Origin of the sequence: Isoptericola sp. NPDC060257 (assembly GCF_042726645.1) — a bacterium.
Classification (GTDB): domain Bacteria; phylum Actinomycetota; class Actinomycetes; order Actinomycetales; family Cellulomonadaceae; genus Isoptericola; species Isoptericola nanjingensis.
In genome coordinates, this window is the sequence record NZ_JBHXAW010000308.1 from 1 (window position 1) to 5,149 (window position 5,149).

Annotated in this window: 6 protein-coding genes; all 6 read left to right on the plus strand. The window is 73.5% G+C overall.

Annotated features, from left to right (window positions below; translation table 11 throughout):
- The coding region (locus tag ACFWEK_RS18775; RefSeq protein WP_430555021.1) for a YbaK/EbsC family protein at window positions 1–255 on the plus strand (255 nt) is incomplete at its 5' end.
- 121 nt (window positions 256–376) lie between these two features.
- Entirely contained in the window at window positions 377–745 is a 369-nt protein-coding gene (locus ACFWEK_RS18780; protein WP_429765309.1) for an STAS domain-containing protein, read from the plus strand.
- 4 nt (window positions 746–749) lie between these two features.
- Complete coding sequence (locus tag ACFWEK_RS18785; RefSeq protein ID WP_430555022.1) at window positions 750–1,934, plus strand: winged helix DNA-binding domain-containing protein; 1,185 nt, start codon at window positions 750–752, stop codon at window positions 1,932–1,934.
- A 48-nt stretch (window positions 1,935–1,982) separates the two neighbouring features.
- The gene (locus ACFWEK_RS18790) at window positions 1,983–3,260 is read left to right on the plus strand and encodes an FAD-binding protein (protein WP_430547624.1); all 1,278 of its coding nucleotides are present in this window, start codon (window positions 1,983–1,985) and stop codon (window positions 3,258–3,260) included.
- Between the two features lie 99 nt (window positions 3,261–3,359).
- A complete protein-coding gene (locus tag ACFWEK_RS18795) occupies window positions 3,360–4,943 on the plus strand; it encodes a sodium-dependent transporter (protein WP_430555023.1) in 1,584 nt (527 codons plus the stop codon).
- Window positions 4,940–5,107 (plus strand): methionine/alanine import family NSS transporter small subunit, encoded by a 168-nt coding sequence (locus ACFWEK_RS18800; protein WP_430547622.1) that lies wholly within the window; start codon window positions 4,940–4,942, stop codon window positions 5,105–5,107. Before ACFWEK_RS18795 ends, ACFWEK_RS18800 begins: the two co-directional genes overlap by 4 nt.
- Window positions 5,108–5,149: the final 42 nt, after the last annotated feature.

A 5,149-nucleotide genomic window follows, 5' to 3' on the forward strand; every position in this document is an offset into this window, starting at 1 on the left:
GGGTACGAGCGCGGCACCATCACGCCGTTCGGCTCGCTCACGGCCTGGCCGGTGGTCGCGGACTCGCGCATCGCGGAGGCGGGGCCGGTGTCGGTCGGGGGCGGCGGGCACGGGGTCTCGGCGACGATCGACGGGGGTGACCTTGCTCGCGTCCTCGACGCCCGGGTCGCGGACGTCACCGACCTGGACCACCCTGGACCGGCGGGGCCCGCCCGCGCGACGCCGGCCGGTCCGGCGTCGACCCGCCAGGACTGACCGGATGCTGGACGAATCCGCCTGACGGGGGAACACTCGACGCGGGCCGTTCGCTGTACGGAGAGGACGCAGACAGCGTCCCCAGGCCGCACGGCCCCACGCACGGGAGCAACTCGACCACATGGACATCGACAGCAGCAGCGAACCCCTGCCGAGCTCGGGGATCGCGTCCCGGACCACCGACGAGGCGACCGTCCTCACCCTGTGGGGCGAGGTCGACGCGGCGCTGCGCGAGGCGGCGAGCGACGCGATGGCGGCGCTCGCGGCGCGAGGCACGACCCAACCCATCGTCGTGGACACCCGGGACGTCACGTTCATCGACTCCTCGGGAGTCGCGTTCATCCTGCAGGTGTACATGCTGGGCCAGGAGACGGGCACCTCCGTGAGCCTGTACCAGCCGTCCGAGGCGGTCGCGGAGGTGCTGGACATGGTCGGCATGGGCGGCCGCATCCCCCTGGCGGAGGCGGAGCCCGCCGGCCGGGCCGGCTGACCGGGTGACCGTCCACGTCGGCGGCGTCGACGGCGGCGTCGACAGCTCACTCGTGCGGGCCGCCCGCCTCGCCGCCACGGGCCTGCGCGGGCCGCGCCTGCCCGACGCGACCGCCGTCGTCGACGCGCTCCTCGCGGTGCAGGGGCAGGAGCTGCAGCCCGCGTTGTGGGGCCTCTCCCGGCGGGTCGCGCCGTCCTCGCGCCCCGGCCGCGCCGCCCTGAACACGGCGCTCGCCGACGGCGAGCTGCTGCGCACCCACCTGCTGCGCCCCACCTGGCACCTGGTGCGGCCGCGCGACGCGCGCTGGCTGCTCGAGCTCAGCGCGCCGCGCGTCGAGAGGCTCATGGCGTCCACCGAGCGGGCGTGGGACCTCGGCGACCTGGGCCCGGGCACGGAGGCCGTCGCCGCCGCCGTCGCGGACGGGCCGCGCACGCGCGCGGAGATCAAGGCCGAGCTGGTCGCACGCGGCGTGCTCGACCCCGACGCCCCCGGCCTCGCGTTCACCCAGATGCTCATGCACGCGGAGCTGCGGCGCCTCGTGATCAGCGGGCCGCCCCCGGCCGGCAAGGAGCTGCAGCACCAGTCGTACGCGACCTTCGACGACCGCGTCCCCGCGGGCTACGGGCCGCTGGGCGAGCGGTTCGACGCCCAGGCGGCCGTCGTCGAGCTGTGGCGTCGCTACCTGCCCGGGCGCGGCTTCGCGACCCTCAACGACCTGCGGCTGTGGGCCGACGTCACCGTCCGCGACCTCCGGCCCGTGCTGGCCGCCCTCACCGACGCGGGCGAGGTCGTGCAGGTCGCGGGCACGGGGGAGCTCGAGGGCCTCGTGCTCGTCGCGACGGCCGCGACGGCGGACCGCTGGCTCGGTGGCGGCGACCGCGGGGGCGATGGCGGGGGAGACGGCGTCGGCCGCGAACCCGTCGTCGACCTGCTCCAGGCGTACGACGAGCTGCTGATCTCCTACCGGGAGACGCGCCACGTCGTCCTCGACCCGGCGCTGCCGCCGCCGGACCGGTCCGGCGCGTTCGTGCACTGCGTGGCGGTGGACGGCGTGGTGGCGGGGCGCTGGCGCTGGCCGCCGGGCGCCGGGCGGGGCGGCGTCGACGTGCAGTGGCTGCGCGACCCGACCCGGGCCGAGCGCGCCGCCCTGGACGCGGCGGTCGCCGACCTCGACGTGTACCGGGGCTGAACCTGGACCGTGCCGCCGAACCTGCTCTCCGGATGGCAGGGTGGTCCCGTGCATCTCAACTGGGCCGGGAACCTCACGTACTCCGCACGCTCCGTCGTGCGCCCCGCGTCGCTGGAGGAGCTCGCCGACGTGCTCACCGCCGGCGGCCCGGTGCGCGCGCTGGGGTCGCGCCACTCGTTCAACGACGTCGCCGACACGGACGGCGTGCACGTCCAGGTGGACGGGCTCGACGACGGCCGGCCCGCGGTGGAGCCGCTGACGCCGGACGGCGGGGACGAGGGCGACGTCGTGTCCGTGAACGCCGGCCTGCGCTACGGCGAGGTGTCCCGTGCCCTGCACGCGACCGGCCGCGCGCTGGGCAACCTGGCGTCCCTGCCGCACATCTCCGTGGCGGGCGCGGTCGCCACGGCCACGCACGGCTCCGGCGACACGAACCAGAGCCTCGCGAGCGCGGTCGAGGGCCTGGAGATCATGACGCCGGGCGGCGAGCTGCGGCGCATCACCCGCGAGAGCGACCCCGACGTCTTCCCCGGCACGGTCGTGTCGCTCGGGGCGCTGGGCGTCGTGACGCGCGTCGAGCTGCGCACCGTCCCGGCGTACGTGGTGCGGCAGGACGTCGCGGCGGACGTCCCGTGGGACACGTTCGTCGCGAGCTTCGACGCGATCACCTCCGCGGCCTACTCGGTGAGCGCCTTCACCAGCTGGGACGAGCCGGCCGTGCGGCACGTGTGGTTCAAGTCCGTGGCCCGCGCCGACCGGCCCGAGGTCCGCGGGCTCGCGACCGGCCTCCTGCGCTGGTCGGACGTGCCGGTGCACCCGCTGCCGGGAGTGGACCCGTCGGCGTGCACCGAGCAGCTCGGCGTCGACGGCCCGTGGCACGAGCGGCTGAGCCACTTCCGGCTGGAGTTCACGCCCTCGAACGGTGACGAGGTGCAGTCGGAGTACCTGCTGCCGCGCCGCCACGCCGCCGCCGCGATCGAGGCGATGCGCCGCCTCGGCCCGACCGTCGCCCCGCTGCTGCAGACCAGCGAGATCCGCACCGTCGCCGCCGACGACCTGTGGCTGAGCCCCTTCGACGAGCCGTCCGTGGCGTTCCACTTCACGTGGCTCCCGCGCGAGGCGGACGTGCGGGCCGTGCTGCCCGCCGTCGAGCAGGCGCTGGTGCCCCTCGGGGCGCGGCCGCACTGGGGCAAGGTCAGCACGCTGGACGCACCGACGACGACGGCGCTGTTCCCCCGGTTCGACGACTTCCGGCGCCTGGCCGAGCGGTTCGACCCGGACGGGCGCCTGCGCGGCGGGCTGGTGGGGCGCCTGCTGGCGACCTGAACGCCGCGGCGAGGGCTGGCCGCCGACCGTGCGGTCGGGCAGCATCGGTCTGTGAGACACGTTTGACGTGACGCCCCTCACCGTGGAGGTTCGACGCCTGTGAGCACCACGACCACTGACACCTCGCCTCCCCGGGAGCAGTTCACCGGGCAGGTCGGCTTCATCCTGTCCGCGATCGGCTCCGCCGTCGGGCTCGGCAACATCTGGCGGTTCCCCGGGGTCGCGTACGAGAACGGCGGCGGCGCCTTCCTGGTGCCCTACGTGATCGCGCTGCTGACGGCGGGCATCCCGATCCTCTTCCTCGACTACGCGCTGGGGCACCGCTTCCGCGGCGGCCCGCCCACCGTGTTCCGCCGGGTGAAGAAGTGGCTCGAGACCCTGGGCTGGTTCCAGGTGATGATCTGCTTCGTCATCTCGATCTACTACGCGGCGATCATCGGCTGGGCGCTGAGCTTCTTCGTCTACTCCTTCACGCTGAAGTGGGGCGACGACACCGCAGGCTTCTTCACCGGCGACTACCTCCAGCTGTCCGACGTCGCCAACGGCGGCGCGTGGTTCACGCTCGACTTCGTGCCCGCGGTGCTGATCCCGCTGCTGCTGGTGTGGGTCGCGACGATCGTCGTCCTCGTGGGCGGTGTCGCGAAGGGCATCGAGAAGGCCAACGTCATCTTCCTGCCGCTGCTGGTCGTCGCGTTCAGCGTGCTGGTGGTGCGGGCGATCTTCCTCGACGGCGCCACCGACGGCCTCAACGCCCTGTTCACGCCCGACTGGGGCGCGCTGGGCGACATGAACGTGTGGATCGCCGCCTACGGGCAGATCTTCTTCTCGCTCTCCGTGGCCTTCGGCATCATGATCACGTACTCGTCGTACCGGAAGCGCAGGGCGAACCTTACGTCGCCGGGCCTGGTCGTCGCGTTCTCCAACTCGGGCTTCGAGATGCTGGCGGGGATCGGCGTGTTCGCCGCCCTCGGCTTCCTCGCGCACGAGCAGGGCGTCGCCGTCGCGGATCTCGAGGGCATCACCGGCCCGATCCTGTCGTTCGTGACGTTCCCCGCCGTCGTCTCGCAGATGCCGGCCGGGCCCCTGTTCGGCGCCCTGTTCTTCGGGTCGCTCGCGATGGCCGGGTTCACGTCGCTCATCTCGATCCTGCAGGTGGTCGCGGCAGGCTTCCAGGAGAAGTTCGGCCTCACCCGCCGCCAGGCGGTGCTGTGGATCGGCGGCGTGGCGGCCGTGCTGTCCGTCGTCGGGTTCTCGACGACGACGGGCCTCATCGCCCTGGACACGATCGACAACTGGTCCAACAACATCGGCATCGTGGCGTCCGCGGTGCTCATGTGCGTGTTCCTCGTCTGGCTGCTGCGCACGAGCCCCGAGCTGCGCTTCCACCTCAACGCCGTCTCGACGGTCCAGGTGGGCCGCTGGTGGTACGTCTGCGTCGGGGCGATCGTGCCCGCGGTGCTCGCGTACATGCTGGTCTCGCGCATCGTCGACCTCGTGCAGAACGGGTACGAGGGCTACGACGACACGTACCTGCTGTACGCCGGCTGGGGCACGCTCGTCGTGCTCGTCGTCGGGGCCGTCGTGCTCACCCTCCCGAGATGGCGGCGCAGCCCGGACGACTTCGTCGCCTGGCCCGTGTACCCGCCGGTCATGTCGACGACGACGAAGGGGGCGGCCCGATGAACGGAACCGCGATCCTGCTCATGGTGCTCTCGCTGGCCGTCGTCTGGGGCGGCCTGCTGGTGAGCATCCTCGCCCTGCGCGCCCGGCCCGAGCGGGCCGACTTCCCGCCCGGCGGGGAGGACGACCACCGCGAGGACGACGCCATCACCGAGCGCGACACCTGATCCCCGCGCCGAGGTAGGTACGGGCGGGCCGCACCCACGTGC

Excerpts from the sequence above, each read along its gene's own strand:
- ACFWEK_RS18780 (WP_429765309.1), top strand. The coding sequence starts at position 377 with ATGGACATCGACAGCAGCAGCGAACCCCTGCCGAGCTCGGGGATCGCG.
- ACFWEK_RS18800 (WP_430547622.1), top strand. The coding sequence starts at position 4,940 with ATGAACGGAACCGCGATCCTGCTCATGGTGCTCTCGCTGGCCGTCGTC.